The following is a 16,859-nucleotide window of genomic DNA, read 5'->3' as shown; positions in this document are numbered from 1 at the left end:
TAATAGTATGAGGATACAAAATGGTAGTGTAATTTTGTGTCCTCATTTTATATAAGACTATGTACGATATTGTTGGAAGTATGTTTAATAATTATAATTAAATATTCCCTTTGTGTTTATTATACTATATGAAAAATAAATATTATAGACTACTTCTTTTATTAATTGGCACATATAATAGTAAGACGCTTTAGCGAAATGTGGGGGGGCTATTTTATGGAAAATCAAAAACAAGCATTTGAACAAGATTTATATTTACATGGCACAAAAGCTCAGTTGCAGATAGGTGATTTATTAAATCCTTTGCAAAAATCTAATTACCAAGACCGCATCATGAATTATATTTATTTTACAGGAACATTAGAAGCAGCAAAATGGGGCGCTGAATTGGCTGTAGCATTAGCTAAAGAAGAAGCAGATGCACACATTTATATCATAGAGCCACTAGGAGAATTTGAAGATGATCCCAATGTTACAGACAAGAAGTTTCCTGGCAACCCAACGTGTTCATATCGTTCTAGTGAGCCATTGAAAATTGTTGCAGAATTAGGTTCATGGGAAAGTCATTCTGAAGAAGCAATCAACCAGATGCTAGCAAAAATTGAACAATTGAGAAGTGAAGGTTTAGATATTATAGAAGATTAATAGTTATAAAAAAATTAATTAGAGGGTTAATTTAATGGAAAGTTGGTTTAATTCATAATTAATTACTTCGCAATATATTTATTTGCTGTTTGATAAATAAATGATAGGTAGTATTATCTTAATTCACAAAAATATTTTTTTAAAAAATATATGAATATGATTAATTTTATTTTACTAGGGTATCTGTCAAAAAAAAAGGGGGCAATCGATATGAGTAAAATATTAGATTCTTTAATGAGCGCACTAGATAGTATTATTAGCTTCATACCAAATGTTATAGGCGCAATCATATTCTTAATTATTGCGTGGATTATTGCAGTAATTGTCAAGAAAGTTATTGTGAAAGGGCTAAGTGCATTAGGTTTTGAATCTTGGCTACAAAAGAAGGGTTTAGTAGATAATGAAGGAGGAGAATCACAATCTTCTGGATTAATACAAACATTTGGTAAATTAGGTTACTTCTTAGTGTTCTTGCTATTTTTACCATCTGTATTTGATTCATTAAATATGCAGTCGGTGTCTAAACCTATTAAAGGCATGATGAGTAGTATACTTAACTTTGCACCTAAAATTATTGTTGCAGTTATTATACTAGTAATCGGTATTTTTATTGCAAAAGTCTTAGGTACTTTAGTAAAAAATATTTTATCAAGCCTAAATGTGAGCAAATTTAACCGTTATGTGAATTTTGGTGAAAACAAAGAAAGTATAGATATCCCAGTGGCAACAGGTTGGGTTATCACTGCGTTAATTGGTTTATTTTTCACTGTTCAAGCATTAAATACAGTGAACTTAACGGTATTAAATCAAATTGGCGCGGCTATTATCGGTTATTTACCATTAGTAATATCAGCAGCGATTATTTTAGGATTAGGTTTAATAGGTGGTAACTTAATTGCTAAATTAATTAACAAATCTACAGGAAATGGTATGTTAGCTGAAATTGTAAAATATTTAGTTATTATCGTTTCCGTATTTATGACTTTAGACCAATTAAACTTTGCGCAAAGCATTGTAAACGTAGCGTTCTTATTAATTTTAGGTGCCGTTGCAGTTGCTTTCGCAATCGCTTTTGGCATAGGTGGAAAATCATTTGCTGAAAAACAATTAAATAAATTCTCAGACAAAATTGACTCTGAAAAAGATAAATAGTAAAGTAGATGATTTTTAAAATACGTGAGAAGGGAGAGGGCAGAAATCTCGTTTTTCTATATAGATTTCTTTTCCTTTATGGCAAAGCGTAATAGAGCTAAAGCGCTTGTATAAGCACTACTAGATCCAAGTGCATTAGATTACATGAGTTAAGACTCATGTATAAGTATCAATAACTCAATAAAATTGAGCAGTGAAACTTCAAAAGTAGTTTTTTAAAGCAATAGACTTTGCATTTTCATTACATTCATCTACTGTCAAAATGAAATCTAAGACTGACACATTATTTATGGCTCAGCGCTTTAAAAGTTTGTTATAAACTAATTTCAATCTAGGTAATTATTATCAATTTTATTGAAGGATCTGAGACATTAACCTTATGTTTCAGGTCCTTTTATATTTTTAAGTGAAAGCAAACAATGGATATTAACTTATTAAAATTAATTAATTATAATCTTATTTAACGCAATAATAGTATTAAAATAGTATAGTGATAATATAACTATATAATGTAAAAGGATTAAAAAGTATGTTTTATAAATTAACTAAAGCATTACCGACAGCTATTTGTGGTTTAGTTTTAGGTTTAGTTTCTCTAAGTAATTTGTTATTTAATATGTCTTGGAATATTTTAGCTACAGTATTTTTTATATTGAGTTGTATTGTTTTGTTGCTCTTTATAAAAAAATGTCTTTTATACCCACGTTTAGTTTTGGATGAATTGACTGATCGTAATATCTGCGCCACTTTTCCAGCTTTTACGATGGCTTTAATGACAATTATTTATATTATATATCATCATTTTAAATTTGAATTTGTAGGAATGATATGGTTATGGTGGATAACGATTGTAGTACAATTCATCATTATAATGGGATTTGTTTATTACCATATTATTTTACATAGGAAAGATAAGGTTATACCGAATACGAGTTGGTTTGTAACGTTTGTAGGTATCGGAGTTATATCTGAAACGTCAGGAGATTTTTATCCAATGTTTGGTAAAATGATCGTATATATTGCTACAATATGCTTTATAATATTAGTAGCAATCGTTTTAATAAAAAAAACATGGCGTTTATATAATGAAAATCAATTTCCAATGTCAATCATTATAGCTGCACCTGCTGCACTGTGTTTCAATGGTTATTTACTAAGTGAAACGCATATAGAAACAATAATTGCCATATTTGGTTTTGTGATATCTCAGCTATTGTTTGTAGTTTCTTTAACGTTTATTCCTAAGCTTATAACAATAAATTTTAGATTTTCGTTTTCTGCTTTAACCTTTCCATGGGTAACAACAGCAACTGCTTATTTTAATTTTATGCATCAAGTAAGCATGCCTAAGCAGTTAAAAGCTTTGTTATACATTTTAATGATGTTTGAAATTTTATTTACGTTATTAACAGTCGTTTACGTTGTTTTTGGGTATTTTATGTTTTTAAGAAAAAGAATGATTAAATAGGGATTTTATATAAGGGAGTGGTCGTTATGACTTATCATTTTAATAACGTTGTTAATCGAAGACAGACAAAATCAGTTAAATGGGACACTATGGAATCAGTATATAACATTAAAGACGCCTCAAATGTATTACCAATGTGGATTGCAGATATGGATTTTAAAGCGCCACAACCTGTCATTGAAGCGCTGGAAAGATGTGTTGAACATGGTGTGTTTGGCTATTCTTATTTAGATGAATCGTGTAAAAACGCAATACAATCTTGGCTTGAGAAACGGCATCATTGGTATATTGAAAAAGAATGGGTTATCGCCCATTCAGGGGTTGTTCCTTCCATTGCGTCTATTATTGAAACATTTACAAAGCCAGATGACCGTGTTTTAATAACGCCTCCAGTCTACCCACCGTTTTCAAATTTGCCTTCAGGCATGGATAGAGAATTAGTAGTGTGTTCTTTAATAGAAGAACATGGTAACTACTCTATTGACTTTGAAGATTTTGAGGAAAAATTAAAACAAGGCATAACCATGTTTATATTGTGTAATCCACATAATCCTGGAGGCGTAGTCTGGTCAACAGCTACGTTGGAAAAAATAATTGAATTATGTGTTAAATATGATGTATTGATATTATCAGATGAAATACATTCTGATTTAGTATTTCCTGAATATCAACATATACCGTTAGGCAAGTTAGCATCCGACCAGGCATCTCAAAAAATTATTACTTGCACAGCACCAACGAAAACATTTAACCTAGCGGGTATTCATGCAGCTTTGATTATTTCACCAAATCAAGCTATTCGTCATGCGTTAGAAACTAATTTTACAGCACATGGATTAGGTGTTAATCGCATTAGTCCATTTGGAGCAGCTGCATTAGAAGCAGCTTATACTTATGGTGAAAATTGGCTAGACGAATTATTGCATATCATTTCATCAAACATGGATTACGCTATTGCCGAAATTACAAAAGCGATACCGCAGATAAAAATTAAAAAACCGCAAGCGACTTATTTATTATGGATTGACTATAGACAAACAGGTTTAACTGAATCAGAAATCATGGATAAGCTATTAGAAAAAGGAAAACTTGCACTTGAGCCTGGTACAAAATATGGCGAAGAAGGAAGAGGATTTTTAAGAATGAATGTAGCTTGTGCCCCAAGTACTGTTAAAGATGGCGTTGAACGTTTTATTTCAGCATTGCAATAAAAGGATATAAACAAAAACTGAGAGGTGTTACGATTACATGATACCGCTCAGTTTTTGCTTATGCTATTAAAATGAAATATTTAAAAGGGCCTCATTTATTAACTAATCTATACTATTTTTTGTATTATTATCTTTTTCCCATAGTAAAATATGATTTTTTCCTACCCGCAATTGTTGGATTGGTCCTAGTGTAGCCATATCAATTCTAGAATGATTTAATAAGTCGGAACTTAATGTTAAAGGGCTACCATCAATATCTTCAAAATCAGCATCTACTAGTCTTACTTTAGGAAGAGAGTATGTGGAATGAATATCCCCCTTGAAATTCAGCAATGATTCAGGAATCGTCATATCCAAATAAACGCCCGAGTTGTCCTCTTGAATATTAAGATTTGGATTAAACGCGTTGTCTTGAATAAATGACTGTTCTCTGTCAAAATGTTCAGCTTGATTAAAATAGGCATTATGGTTAATAAATACTGGTTGTTTGATTTTATGAAAAGCTTCGTGGTCTCCTTCTTCTTGTGAAACTAAGTCTATATATTCTTTTAATGATACAGTATAGTCGTTGAAGATACTAGTTCCAATATTTTTAATACCGTTTTTTCCGATAAATATATTATTATAAAAACGATCATCACCACCGTAAACTGGTGCAAATCCTGAAATCAAAGTGCTGTGTGGCACATGATAAGGTGTAGCTCTATCTAACATTAATTTATGAACAATTTCACCACTAATGATATTATTAATATATGCACCACCTTGAGCATGATTATCTAATGCGTAATCAGCTGTTAAAATGTTATTGTCAACCAAATAAGGGCCGCTACTCACTTCTACAAATAAGTCCCTAGTATTATGTGCAAATATATTCTGACTAATTCTAGTACCTTGCGTTTGCCAATCAAACCACATACCTAAAGAACAATGATGAACATAATTATTATATACTTGCGTATCAAGCGCTGCGTGCAATTTTATGCCTGCAATTTCATGACCAAAGAATTCTCGTCTGTTTCCAATATTATAAATATGGTTGTTATAAATAAAACTAAAAGCACTACCTAAATGGCCCACGATTGCGTTTTGACCACAATCATGGATTACAACGTTATTTAACAGCTGATTATGGTAGTTTTATTCATGGTTTGACTGTTTCAAGTGCCTTGATAGGTTGTGTGATTGGCGGGTTATTATCATCCAACTTTTCAAGTAGGCTAGGTAGAAAGAAATCATTACAAATAGCTGCAATATTATTTATTATTTCAGCCATATTATCTGGGTATCCAGAATTTCTATTCTTTGAGCAAGGCAATGCTAGTTTAGGTTTATTATTAATGTTTAATTTTTACCGGATTATAGGCGGTATAGGTGTTGGGTTAGCTTCCGCAATTTCTCCTATGTATATAAGTGAAATTTCTCCATCATCAATAAGAGGAACACTTGTTTCTTGGAACCAATTTGCGATTATTTTCGGTATGTTGGTCGTTTATTTTGTGAACTATGGTATTACATTTGGAGAAACATCCCATTGGATAGACGCTATTGGTTGGCGCTATATGTTTATAACAGAAGCTATTCCAGCAGCGTTATTTTTTATATTATTGTTTATGGTGCCAGAGACACCAAGATATTTAACTTTAATTAATAAAAATGAAGCGGCGTTTGAAGTGCTAAATAAGATATACAATTCTAAACAGCATGCGCAAAATGTATTGAATGATATTTTATCTACTAAGCGCAAAGGTAATGATGTAAAAGCGCCATTATTTAGCTTTGGCAAAACGGTCATCATTTGTGGAATCGTGTTATCAATTTTTCAACAATTTATTGGTATCAATGTGGCACTATATTACGCACCAAGAATTTTTGAAAATTTAGGGGCAGGCGGCAACGCTTCTATGATACAAACAGTAGTCATGGGATTGGTTAATGTTATATTTACCGTAATTGCGATTTTATATGTAGATAAATTTGGACGTAAACCGTTATTGATTATTGGCTCAACAGGTATGGCTATAGGTATGATTGGAATGAGTGTGCTGACAGCCAACGGTACATTTGGTGTGATTACATTAGTATTTATGGTGATTTATACTGCATCATTTATGATGAGTTGGGGACCTATCATTTGGGTATTGTTATCAGAAATATTTCCTAATAGAATTAGAAGTGCTGCTATGGCCATTGCAGTTGCAGTACAATGGTTAGCCAACTTTACAATCACTTCTACATATCCATTCATGATGGATATCAGTGGGACAATGACATATAGTTTTTACGCATTAATGAGTATTTTATCCGGTCTCTTTATTTGGAAATTTATCCCCGAAACGAAGGGTAAAACATTAGAAGAAATAGAATCGATTTGGCAAAAATAAATGTAAGGATAGCGAACTAGAAGACCCTGAGACAGTCATTTGTAATCTCAGGGTCTTCTATAATTTTTACAACCATTTACTAAATGAATATAGGTTGTTAAATAAGGTTTTAAACGCTGTTTATCTATATTGGCGTTGATATCATAATATCAAAAAGAGGTCTATTTCTCATCTTCTGTTTCCACTTCTTGATAATTCACTGCATCGTAATTTGTTTCCAGTTTGCGCAACTCATCGCGTGTTTCTTTTTTTAAACCTTCACCATAATCCATCATTTTTACAATATCTTTAAACGCTGCATAAGGGATGGCTAATTCATCTATGTCATCTAAAGTGACATGCAAATCAATGTCTTCTGGTCTATGATCTTTTAATTTTGTAACAAAGTCCGGTTCTGTGACAAAAGGTGAGGACATACCAACCATATCTGCATTTTGTAGGGCGTCTAATGCACTTTCAGGAGAATTAATCCCACCGCTAGCAATAAGAGGGACACGTCCATTAATATATTTATAAACGACTGCATTAACATACTTACCTTTATGCTTACCCTCTGAGCGCACTTTGTTTTGGTAAATTTGGCGACCCCAACTGGCAATTGCTAAGTATTGAATATCGGCAGTTTTTAACACCCAGTCTAAATGACGATTAAATTCACTAACAGTATAACCTACCTTACTACCACGCGTTTCTTCTGGTGTCGCACGGTAACCTAAGATAAACTGAGGTGGTGCTTCTCGATCAATAACAGCTTGAACCGCTTTTAATATTTCCAATTCAAAACGGGATCTATTCTCTAAAGTTTGACTGCCATAGGTATCAGTTCTTAAATTAGAAAAAGTAGAGAAAAAGGTTTGTATTAATAAACGTTGTGCAGCTGAAATTTCAACGCCATCAAATCCTGCTTTAATCGCTCGAGAAGTCGCATCGGCATATTGTTGTATTACTGATTTAATTTTGTCTTTAGACATAGATAATACTTCATGTTTGATTGGTGTGTTTAACGTCATAGCGCTTGGACCATAGACTTGTCCAAAGTTTAAAATGGCTTGGTTTGAAAAACGACCAGCATGCGTAAGTTGTAGTATAGCTTTATTGCCACTTTGTTTCATCGCATTAGCTAATGTGGTTAACCCTGGAATACAACGATCATCAGTAATACTAAATCCATATTCAAATAATTGTCCGTAGGGTTCAATGTAGGCAGCTCCAGTAACTTGAAGTGGCGCAGAATGTGCGCGACGGCGCGCATACTTAATGTCTTGTTCTGTAATATGGCCATCTTGTGTGGAAGAATTGGTCGTCATTGGAGATAAAACAAAACGGTTATTTAAAATAACCCCGTTCGGTAATGTCAATGGTTCAAATAATGCATCATAATTAGTGTTCATAACTAAAACCTCTATCTTCGTTGTAATAATTAATTTTAAAGTAACACTTAATGAGATTAGGGTCAAAATAATTAAAAAAGTAGAGAATTTTTCAAGCAAAATCTAACAAAAATTCTCTATATGGGTTATCCTATTAGATGAGGATAATGTATTGGATTTATCTTAACTGAAAGTGGTTAGATACTCAAATATACTTACTTAAAGAATGAACGTTAACAAAGCGTATCGTATGATGTATGATTAGTGGAGGTGGTATTTCAAGTGGTCCAATTTAATGTGTTAGATTACGCTATCATTGATGAAGGCAAAACTGCTGAAGATGCCTTACAAGATACTATTCGCTTAGCACAGTTAGCTGACAAACTCGGTTATAAGCGTTTTTGGATGACAGAACATCATAACGTTCCAGCATTTGCATGTAGTAGTCCAGAATTGTTAATGATGCAAATATTGAATAAAACAAAAAAAATTCGTTTGGGTTCTGGTGGGGTCATGTTACCTCATTATAGTCCATATAAAGTAGCTGAGAATTTTCGTATGTTAGAAGCATTACATCCCGGCCGAGTTGATTTAGGGATAGGCAATAATGCAGGTACATCATATGTGAAAGAAGCTATGAACGAAACCAAAGCACGCTTTTTAGACTACGGGCAGTCTATTGAAGACGTCCGTCAGTATTTAACAGAACAGCAAACTAAACAACGACATGACCATGTTGTAGCGCAACCAAGCACAAGTACCATTCCTCAGATGTGGTTACTAAGCACGAGTGTGGCATCTGCTAAAAAAGCAGGTGCACAAGGCATGGGGTACACGTTAGGTACATTTTTGCTACCTAGCGCTAACGCTATAGATAGAGCGAAAGATAGCGTCGATATCTATCGTGATGCATTTCAACCCTCTTCATTGAATATGGATGCAACTGTGATGGTCACTGTTTTTATTGCTTTAGCTGATACAGAAGAAGAAGCTAAAGCTTTAGGTAAAAGCCTAGACATTTGGCTATTAGGTAAACAACAATTTGCTGAGTTTGAACACATGCCTACAATTGATACAGCAAACGCGTATCACCTAACAGAGCGGGATAAGCGCCAAATAACTCAAGGCCGTGCGCGTATGATTGTTGGTACCAAAGATACTGTAAAACTACGATTAGATAGTATGATACAAAAATTTGACGCTGATGAAGTGATGGTGGTGCCTTTAATACCAGGTATCGAAGCGCGTTGTCGAGCAATTGAATTACTTGCAGAAATATATTTATAATGATTTATGAAAGGAAGTTATGATTATGAAAAAATTAGCGAATTATTTATGGGTAGAAAGAGTAGGAGAGCAATATGTTTATAGTATGACACCAGAATTACAAGATGACATTGGTACAGTTGGTTATGTTGAATTTATGGGTAATGATGATATTGAAGTAGACGATGAAATTGTTAGTATCGAGGCTTCTAAAACAGTGCTAGACGTTCAATCTCCTTTAGCAGGCAAAATTGTAGAACGTAACACCAAAGCTGAAGACGAACCGACAATTTTAAATTCAGAAAAGCCAGAAGAAAATTGGTTAATTAAATTAGAAAATGTTGACGAAGCAGCATTTAATACACTTCCAGAGGCATAATATATGCAACAACAAGAACGTTTATCGTATTTAATTGAATACTTATGGCGTGAAGCTTATGGTGAAGCTACATTAGACCTGCCAGAGAGTGACACAGCCCAATGGGAAATGTATAGGGGACTTGCAAATATAAGACCGCCTCAACCTATCTCTGAGATGTATTTAAATGTTCAAGATGCGTTTTTACAAACGTATAATAATCATTTTATGACTACTATGGACACATTATCGCCATCTATAGGCGATGATGTGTTTTTATGGCAAGGTGATATTACCCAATTAAAAGTAGATGCTATCGTGAATGCAGCTAATAGTCGGTTATTAGGCTGTTTTGAGCCTAATCACAATTGTATTGATAACATTATCCATACAAAAGCAGGTGTACAGTTACGTTTAGCGTGTCATGAACTTATGGAACAACAAGGTAAAAAAGAAGGTATAGGCAAAGCTAAAATAACTTCAGGATATAATCTCCCTGCTCAACATGTTATTCATACAGTAGGACCACAAATCCATAAATTACCAGTCTCAAACATGAATAAGGATTTGTTGGCACGTTCTTACCGTAGTTGTTTAGAAATTGCAGAACAACATCATTTAGATAGTATTGCGTTTTGTTGCATCTCTACAGGGGTGTTTGGCTTTCCGCAAGTAGAAGCGGCAAAGATTGCTATTGATACTGTATTGGCATATAAAAAAGAGCATAACATCGATATGAATATTATTTTTAATGTGTATACTGATACAGATGCTCAATTATACAAGGAGGAACTAAAACGTTATGACTGAATCAACATGGCGTGCCATATCAACCAATCATAATAGTCAATCTGATGTTTTAGCAGAAGCTATCAATGAAGCAGATGCAGTGGTTGTTGGTATCGGCGCAGGTATGTCGGCATCAGATGGTTTTACTTATATTGGCAAAAGATTTACTCAAAATTTTCCAGACTTTATAGAAAAGTACGGTTTTTTTGATATGTTACAAGCAAGCCTCCATACATTTGAAAGTTGGCAAGAATATTGGGCCTTTCAAAGTCGGTTCGTTGTATTGAATTACTTAGACCAACCAGTAGGTGCTTCGTATATCGCATTAAAAGAAATACTAAAAGACAAAGCACATCATATTATTACAACAAATGCAGATAATGCATTTGCAGTAGCTAATTATGATTTAAATAAGGTGTTTCATATTCAAGGAGAATATATTCTTTGGCAATGTAGCCAACATTGTCACGCAGAAACGTATAGAGATGATGCAGCTATCCGTCAAATGGTTAAAGCACAATCTAATATGGAAGTACCACGCGAACTTATGCCGCATTGTCCAAAGTGTGATGCACCAATGGAAATAAATAAGCGAAAAGCACAAGTAGGGATGGTTGAAGATGCAGATTTTGAAGCACAACTCAAGCGTTATAATCAATTCCTCGAAAACCATAAAGAAGGCAAAGTGTTATATTTAGAAATCGGTATTGGGTACACAACACCGCAATTTGTGAAACATCCATTTCAGCGAATGACACGCCATAATCCCGATGCACTATTTATGACGTTGAATAAAAAAGCGTATCGTATACCGCAAAACATACGTGAAAGAACAGTACATTTAACTGATGATATTTCGACATTAATTACAGAAGCAAATAATAAATTAACTAAGTAGGAGAAAGTTATGTATTTAATTGAACCAATTCGAAATGGCGAATATATTACGGATGGCGCTGTTAGTACAGCAATGCAGGTCTATGTTAGTCAAAATATATTTTTAGACGATGATATTTTATTGCCTTATTATTGCGACCCCAAAGTAGAGATAGGTCGTTTTCAGAATACAGCAGTAGAAATTAATCAAGATTATGTAGATGCGCATGACATACAAGTTATGCGTCGAGAGACAGGTGGCGGTGCGGTTTATGTAGATCGCGGTGCGGTAAATATGTGTTGTCTATTACAAAATGATAATTCGATTTACGGCGATTTCCAAAAATTCTATGAGCCAGCAATTAATGCACTACATCATCTTGGAGCTACTGAAGTCGTCCAAAGTGGGCGTAATGATTTAGAAATTAATGGCAAGAAAGTTTCGGGAGCTGCGATGACCTTAATACAAGGCCGTATCTATGGAGGCTATTCTCTCTTATTAGATGTCGATTATGAACCTATGGTCAAAGTATTAAAGCCCAACCGTAAAAAAATTGAATCAAAAGGTATTAAATCCGTAAGATCAAGAGTTGGAAATATACGAGATTACTTGGCGGCAGCATATCAAGATGTTACCATACACGAATTTAAAGATTTGATGGTTGAACAATTATTAGAATTAGACGATATCAATAATGCTAAACGTTATGAATTAACAGAAAAAGATTGGCAAGCTATTGATGAAACGGTCGCTTCAAAATATAAAAACTGGGAATGGAATTACGGGCGTTCCCCACGTTATGAATATAATAGAGATGCAAAATTAGCAGCCGGCACAGTTGATATTACACTTTCAGTTGAAAAAGGCCGCATTGCTGCATGCCGTATTTATGGTGATTTCTTTGGTCAAGGTAATATTAAAGAAGTAGAGCAACAACTCATTGGTGTACGAGTCATTAAAGCAGATTTACTCGAGGCTTTAAGTGCAATCGATGTTGCTTACTATTTTGGTAAAACTTCTGCTGAAGAACTTGTAGATTTGATATTAAGTTAAAATATTAAGCGATGTTGAAGTGGGCATGACATTTTTTTGAATAAATAGATTACATCCTGCTTTTTATTAAACTAAAAATTTGAGCAGTGACTGATTTAGAAATTGTTTTATGGGTAAACAAATATTAAGCTATTATTTATTGCTTAAGGAGGTTTAATATTGGATAAACAACAAGTTATAGAGGCTTTAAATAAACATGGTCGAATTATTATTGAAACAATAGAGCATGACCGTATAAAGGTGAGCAAGGTTGAAGATAACGACGATAAACAATATATACACGTATTAGAGCCTAAAGAACAAACTATAGAGGTTGCTAAAATAACTGACGTTCAAGAAAATAATTTTAACCAGTTATAAATCTTCTGAGCAGAGAGATTAAGAAGTGTCCCTAGAATGGGATGCTTTTTTATTTAATTTTTATAAAAAATTGAGAAATGTTATAAGTGATGCACAAACTTTAATTATATAAACTATTAATATAAAATAGAGAAATATCAGTCATTATTTAGACACATATGATATAACAATTAAAATGACAATGAAAAGAGGATGGTTATGAACATTGGTATAGTTGGAGCAGGTAAAATTGTCAAAGAAGCACTGCCAGTTATGTCAGAAATACCCGAAATAAAAATAAAAAGTATAGTTACAACTGGTCGTAACCCGGGCAATGTCGCTCAATTAAAAGAACGATTTGAAATAAAGTCTGTTTTTGAAGACTATCAAGCATTTTTAAAAGATGAAAGTATAGATACGATTTATTTAGCTGTACCGAATCACCTTCATTTTGATTATGCGCGTAAAGCGATAGTAGAAGGTAAACATGTGATTTGTGAAAAACCATTTACATTAACTAAATCAGAGTTAATCGCTTTAAAAGATTTAGCGGCAGAGCGTGGCGTGATTATCATTGAGGCAATTACGAATTTATATTTAAGTAATTATGACGTGTTAAAACAATCTATCTCAGAAATTGGGAATTGTAAGATTGCTCAATTTAACTATTCACAGTACTCTTCAAGATATGATGATTTTAAAAAAGGTATGATTCAGCCTGCATTTGACCCAAAACAAGGTGGGGGCGCATTAATGGATATCAATGTTTATAATATTCACTTAGCATTGGCTTTATTTGGTGAGCCCAGTAAAGTAGCATATTATGCAAATGTAGAAAATAATATTGATACATCCGGAATTTTACAACTAGATTATGATGGCATGAAAGTTGTCTGTATCGGAGCTAAAGATTCTAATTCAGATAATCAATCTTATATCCAAGGAGATCAAGCAACTATCCATATTAAAGGACCAACGAATGAATTAAAGGCATTTGAGCTAAAATACCATACGGGCGGCACACAGTATTATCAAGTCAATCTACATAACCACCGGATGTATGAGGAATTTGTGAAAATTGAGCAAGTTATCCGTAATCAAAATACTGAATTTGCTTTAAAACAATTAGAACATAGTATTTGCGTGGTAGATGTTTTAGAGAAGGCGTTATCAAGCGCTAACATTAATATAGGTCCATCTATTAAGTGAAATTTAAAAAATCAGTATATAAATAGCTGAGCAAGGCAATGAATTCTTTTAAAAAATTGAATTTTTGTCTTGCTCTTTTTTATGGTTCCCCCTCGTGACACACAATAGTAATTCGCCTTGCTTAAAATATTAAAATAATATATCGTAGGTAGTGTGAAATATAATAATATTAAAAAATCTTTTTTTAGTAAAATATTTGGGGATGAGGTTGTAAGTCGATGCGCGTATGGAAATTCCTAACAATTATATTGGCAATGGCACTAGTAATGTCTGCTTGTAACAATGATAATGATTCGAACAATGAGAAAAATAGCAGTAAAGATAAGAAAACAAGCCAATCAAGCAAAGATACATATAGTAAAATCGATTATCCGAAAGATGGTGTAAAAGGCATATATGTTGCGCCAGGCGCAACAAGTAATGAACAATTTGATGAACTGGTTAAATTCATAAACGATACGGAATTGAATGCGATGGTTATCGATGTCAAAGATGACGAAGGTAATATTACGATGGATTTGAAAAGCGATAATAAATTAATTCGTAGTAATACCTTAGACCGAATAGATGCCAAAAAAATCATCAAAGAAATGGAAAAAAATGATATCTATCCAATTGCGCGTATTGTTACATTCAAAGATTCAAAACTATCAAATCAAAGACCTGACTGGTCATTTAAAACATCTGAAGGTAACGTATGGGAAAATGAAGGGGGAGACAGTTTCACAAATCCATTTAATGTTAATGTATGGGACTATAATCTAAATGTAGCAAAAGAAGCCGCCAAGGCAGGATTTAAAGAAATACAATTTGATTACGTCCGTTTTCCAGAAGGATTCGAAAATAAAGATCAATCATTACAATATTCGAGTGGTAAATACGAAGAGAGTGGATTGAATAAGGTTGAACAACGGGTAGATACGATTACAGAATTTTTAAAATCAGCACGTAAAGATTTGAAATCATATGATGTTCAAACGTCTGCAGATGTATTTGGGTACGCAGCTACAGTTAAAGAAACACCAGGTATTGGACAAAGCTTTCCCAAGATTGCTAAAAACGTCGATGTTATTTCATCGATGATTTATCCATCACATTGGAACCCTGGTGATTTTGGATTAGAAAATCCAGATACAGAACCATATAAAACTATAGATCGCTATTTAGATAAAGAAAAAGAAGCACTTAAAGGGATAGATAGCCAAAAAGTTAAATCTCGTCCATGGCTTCAAGATTTTACAGCTTCTTACTTAGGGGAGGGGCGTTATAAAGTATATGATAAAGATGAGGTAACAGCACAAATCCAAGCGCTAAAAGATCATGGTATTGATGAATTTTTATTATGGGATGCATCAGGTAATTATACAAAAGGTGCGGATTATAGCCCGGAAAAATATTCGAATCCAAATGCTAAACAGCCTGATCATAAAAAAGATAAATAATGATATTAAAAACCCCACTCAATGTATAATCTGTGCTCTAAAAGTTAAACTGAAAATGTAACTTTTAGAGTCTCAGTATAGTAATTGGTTCAGTGGGGTCTTTTTCTAATGAAATTTCAACCAATTTGTATGTGTTTTTGAATTTCTTGGTTGATATGGTCATATACTTGTACAAAAGGTGTGTTTGATTGAATAGCAGCGTTTCGTACATCTTCAAATTCGGGTTTTGCTTTAATGATTTTATCGTTTAACATAGCAGTTTTTACTAAAATAGCACCATAGCTAGTATGAACCGTTTCGAATTGTCTATGAAGCACTTTACGATTAACTGTATAACTTCTGACGCCTAGAGAAGTTGTGTTTTTAAGGACATAGTCTTCAAAAAATGACGCGTTTTCAATTTTGCTAATGATAGTAAGCTTTGTTGCGGGTCTACTTTTTTTCATAGTAATCGGAGTAAAGTAGGCATCTAACGCGCCATCTTCAAATACTTGTTCAAGAAAATAACTTAACATTTCTGCAGACATATCGTCTATTTGACATTCAATGACTTGTACTTGTGTTGGTGTGTTATCTTTTGTTTTAAATTGAATTGCCCTTAAGATATTTGGAAAGTCGAAATTTTTTGTTCCACAACCATAACCAATATGATCTATTGTGATAGAAGGTAAAGGGCCAATTTTAGACGCTAATGCTTTAATAAAAGCTGCGCCTGTTGGTGTGGTTAATTCACTATCAATATCGAACGAAGCAAGTGGGATACCTTTCAAAATTTCAGCAGTCGCCGGCGCCGGAACCGTATATAGTCCATGAGCGATGTTTACTTTACCGCCTCCCGTTGGTATAGGAGAAGCGTATATTTCATCAATATTTAAATTTTCTAAAGCAAGACATCCACCAATAATATCAATAATAGAATCCATAGCGCCAACTTCATGAAAATGGACATCTTCTACTGACATGCCATGAATTTTAGCTTCTGCTTGAGCAATGGTATTAAATATTTTTTGGCTACGCATTTTGACTCTATTTGGTAAATGGCTATTTTGTATTATTTTAAAAATATCAGAAGCAGTTCTATGATGATGCGCTTCATTAAATTCTATATTTAAGTATTTGGCTTGAATGCCTTTTTTATTCTGATTTGAAAATTGCATTTGAAACTCATTTAACGGTAAACGTTGTAAATGAGTTTCAATATAAGCGACGTCTGCGCCTAAATCTACAAGTGAAGATAAAAGCATATCACCAGCAATACCAGCGTGGCAGTCTAAATAAATTGCATTTGTCATATAA

16 protein-coding genes are annotated in these 16,859 nt (G+C 33.4%); 13 read left to right on the top strand and 3 right to left on the bottom strand.

The window, feature by feature from the left end:
* Positions 1-216 precede the first annotated feature (216 nt).
* The 4 genes from arr (at position 217) to KA900_RS05845 (ending at position 4,476) form a co-directional block, all read left to right on the top strand.
* Complete coding sequence (gene arr, locus KA900_RS05860) at positions 217-645, top strand: NAD(+)--rifampin ADP-ribosyltransferase (protein ID WP_103373620.1); 429 nt, start codon at positions 217-219, stop codon at positions 643-645.
* Between the two features lie 156 nt (positions 646-801).
* On the top strand, positions 802-1,797 hold the full coding sequence (locus tag KA900_RS05855) for a mechanosensitive ion channel (RefSeq protein WP_281064057.1): 996 nt from the start codon (positions 802-804) through the stop codon (positions 1,795-1,797).
* A gap of 529 nt (positions 1,798-2,326) precedes the next feature.
* Positions 2,327-3,265 (top strand): TDT family transporter, encoded by a 939-nt coding sequence (locus KA900_RS05850; RefSeq protein ID WP_096808218.1) that lies wholly within the window; start codon positions 2,327-2,329, stop codon positions 3,263-3,265.
* A gap of 26 nt (positions 3,266-3,291) precedes the next feature.
* The gene (locus KA900_RS05845; RefSeq protein WP_210139364.1) at positions 3,292-4,476 is read left to right on the top strand and encodes a MalY/PatB family protein; all 1,185 of its coding nucleotides are present in this window, start codon (positions 3,292-3,294) and stop codon (positions 4,474-4,476) included.
* A gap of 102 nt (positions 4,477-4,578) precedes the next feature.
* Here KA900_RS05845 and KA900_RS05840 read toward each other — a convergent pair whose 3' ends face one another.
* Positions 4,579-5,556, bottom strand: a complete 978-nt coding sequence (locus KA900_RS05840) for a right-handed parallel beta-helix repeat-containing protein (protein ID WP_348634575.1) — start codon at positions 5,554-5,556, stop codon at positions 4,579-4,581.
* Between the two features lie 2 nt (positions 5,557-5,558).
* On the opposite strand from KA900_RS05840, the gene xylE reads away from it, so the two are divergent.
* Positions 5,559-6,860: a D-xylose transporter XylE gene (xylE, locus tag KA900_RS05835; protein ID WP_210139363.1), complete on the top strand. Its 1,302-nt coding sequence runs from the start codon at positions 5,559-5,561 to the stop codon at positions 6,858-6,860.
* Between the two features lie 161 nt (positions 6,861-7,021).
* On the opposite strand, the gene KA900_RS05830 is transcribed toward xylE, so the two are convergent.
* A complete protein-coding gene (locus tag KA900_RS05830) occupies positions 7,022-8,251 on the bottom strand; it encodes an NADH-dependent flavin oxidoreductase (RefSeq protein ID WP_096808226.1) in 1,230 nt (409 codons plus the stop codon).
* Positions 8,252-8,512: 261 nt separating this feature from the next.
* On the opposite strand from KA900_RS05830, the gene KA900_RS05825 reads away from it, so the two are divergent.
* The 8 genes from KA900_RS05825 to KA900_RS05790 all read left to right on the top strand — a co-directional run bounded on the left by KA900_RS05825 (position 8,513) and on the right by KA900_RS05790 (position 15,563).
* Positions 8,513-9,517, top strand: a complete 1,005-nt coding sequence (locus tag KA900_RS05825; protein WP_096808227.1) for an LLM class flavin-dependent oxidoreductase — start codon at positions 8,513-8,515, stop codon at positions 9,515-9,517.
* Between the two features lie 25 nt (positions 9,518-9,542).
* Positions 9,543-9,875, top strand: coding sequence for a glycine cleavage system H family protein (locus tag KA900_RS05820; RefSeq protein WP_210139362.1), 333 nt, complete (start codon positions 9,543-9,545; stop codon positions 9,873-9,875).
* Positions 9,876-9,878: 3 nt separating this feature from the next.
* Positions 9,879-10,664: a protein-ADP-ribose hydrolase gene (locus tag KA900_RS05815; protein WP_096808229.1), complete on the top strand. Its 786-nt coding sequence runs from the start codon at positions 9,879-9,881 to the stop codon at positions 10,662-10,664.
* Complete coding sequence (locus tag KA900_RS05810) at positions 10,657-11,541, top strand: SIR2 family NAD-dependent protein deacylase (protein ID WP_115341835.1); 885 nt, start codon at positions 10,657-10,659, stop codon at positions 11,539-11,541. Before KA900_RS05815 ends, KA900_RS05810 begins: the two co-directional genes overlap by 8 nt.
* A gap of 9 nt (positions 11,542-11,550) precedes the next feature.
* Positions 11,551-12,573: a lipoate--protein ligase gene (gene lplA, locus KA900_RS05805; protein ID WP_210139361.1), complete on the top strand. Its 1,023-nt coding sequence runs from the start codon at positions 11,551-11,553 to the stop codon at positions 12,571-12,573.
* A 159-nt stretch (positions 12,574-12,732) separates the two neighbouring features.
* The gene (locus tag KA900_RS05800; RefSeq protein ID WP_096823743.1) at positions 12,733-12,933 is read left to right on the top strand and encodes a hypothetical protein; all 201 of its coding nucleotides are present in this window, start codon (positions 12,733-12,735) and stop codon (positions 12,931-12,933) included.
* 198 nt (positions 12,934-13,131) lie between these two features.
* Positions 13,132-14,121: a Gfo/Idh/MocA family protein gene (locus KA900_RS05795; protein ID WP_210139360.1), complete on the top strand. Its 990-nt coding sequence runs from the start codon at positions 13,132-13,134 to the stop codon at positions 14,119-14,121.
* Between the two features lie 218 nt (positions 14,122-14,339).
* Positions 14,340-15,563, top strand: a complete 1,224-nt coding sequence (locus tag KA900_RS05790; protein ID WP_210139359.1) for a putative glycoside hydrolase — start codon at positions 14,340-14,342, stop codon at positions 15,561-15,563.
* Between the two features lie 116 nt (positions 15,564-15,679).
* Here KA900_RS05790 and larC read toward each other — a convergent pair whose 3' ends face one another.
* A complete protein-coding gene (gene larC / locus KA900_RS05785) occupies positions 15,680-16,855 on the bottom strand; it encodes a nickel pincer cofactor biosynthesis protein LarC (protein WP_210139358.1) in 1,176 nt (391 codons plus the stop codon).
* Between the last annotated feature and the right edge of the window lie 4 nt (positions 16,856-16,859).

The organism is Staphylococcus sp. GDY8P120P (genome assembly GCF_017892065.1).
Lineage (GTDB): Bacteria > Bacillota > Bacilli > Staphylococcales > Staphylococcaceae > Staphylococcus > Staphylococcus nepalensis.
Note: the sequence above shows the minus strand (reverse complement) of the source record. Positions and strands in the feature narration are given on the sequence as shown.